We start from the raw sequence: 1,311 nt of genomic DNA, 5'->3' as shown, positions 1-1,311 counted from the left end.
GGTGTACGCGTCCTCCAGCGGGCCTCCTGGGGGGCGCTGGAGGACGCGTACACCTACGGACTGCTCCGGGCCGGGGTGGAGCCGCCGGAGTAGCGGGCCGCGGGCCGGCGGGGGCCGGGGGCCGCTCTCGCCCCCGAAGGTTTGTCCGTTTCGCGAGCGACTCCGGTAGCGTCGGAAACATGAGGCTCCGCGTTCCGCTCGCGTCCGTCGCCGCCGCACTCCTCGCGCTGGCCCCCCTGGCCACGGCCACCGCCACCGCCGCGCCCGCCGCGTCCGGAGTCGGCGAGGTCGCCGCCGCGCTGCGGAAGGCACCGGTGTACGTCGACCCGGGCGCCGCCGCGCAGCTCCCGGCCGCCCAGGCCGACGCCCTGGCGAAGAAGATCAAGGACGCCGACAAGCCGCTCTTCGTGGCCGTGCTGCCCGCGACCTCCGCGTTCCCCAGGGCCACCCTCCTGCAGAACCTCCGTACGGACACCGGCGTCACCGGCCTGTACGCGGTCCGCCTGGGCGACGCCTTCAACGCCGGCGCCGACCGCACGGTCATGTCGGCGCAGGCCGTGGAGAACCTGAAGACCGCGGTACGGGCCCCGGGCACCGCCGCGGACGCCGCCACCCAGCTGAACGCGTTCGTGGACCAGGCCCTGCCCACGCTGCGCGGCCACGCCCCCGCCTCCTGGGGCGGCGGCGCGGGATCCCATGAGGACGGCGGTGGCTCGACCACCGGGCTGATCGCCGTGGGCGCGATCGTCGTGGCGGGTGGCGCCGGCGCGTACGCCCTGGTGCGGCGCAGCCGGAAGAGGAAGGCCGAGGAGGAGCGGGCCGCGCTGCGGCGGCTCCAGGTGGTCGTGGACGAGGACATCACCGCGTTCGGCGAGGAGCTGGACCGGCTCGACTTCCACCCGGCGGAGGCGGGCGCCGACGACGCCATGCGCGCCGACTACGAGCGCGCGCTCGACTCGTACGAGACCTCGAAGACCCTGATGGCGGCGGCCCGGCACCCCTCCGACGTGCGCGGGGTCACCCAGGCCCTGGAGGACGGGCGGTTCTCGCTCGCCACCCTGGCCGCCCGCCGGGAGCACCGGCCGCTGCCCGAGCGCCGCGCCCCCTGCTTCTTCGACCCGCGCCACGGCCCCTCGGTCGAGGACGCCAGCTGGTCCCCGGCGGGCGGCGCCCCGCGTGAGGTCCCGGTCTGCCTCGCCGACGCGACGCGCCTGCGGGACGGGCAGGACCCGCTGGTACGGCAGGTCGACACGGACGGGGGCCGCCGTCCGTACTACGACGCGGGTCCGGCGTACGGGCCCTGGGCGGGCG

Annotated in this window: 1 protein-coding gene; it reads left to right on the top strand. The window is 76.9% G+C overall.

Annotation, left to right across the window (positions count from 1 at the left end; genetic code table 11):
• Positions 1-179 precede the first annotated feature (179 nt).
• Positions 180-1,311, top strand: a 1,132-nt coding sequence (locus ACJA3G_RS37140; RefSeq protein ID WP_406557415.1) for a hypothetical protein, incomplete at its 3' end; no start/stop codon positions are given.

Origin of the sequence: Streptomyces sp. YS-3 (assembly GCF_045257485.1) — a bacterium.
In the GTDB taxonomy this organism is placed as follows: domain Bacteria; phylum Actinomycetota; class Actinomycetes; order Streptomycetales; family Streptomycetaceae; genus Streptomyces.
Note: the sequence above shows the minus strand (reverse complement) of the source record. Positions and strands in the feature narration are given on the sequence as shown.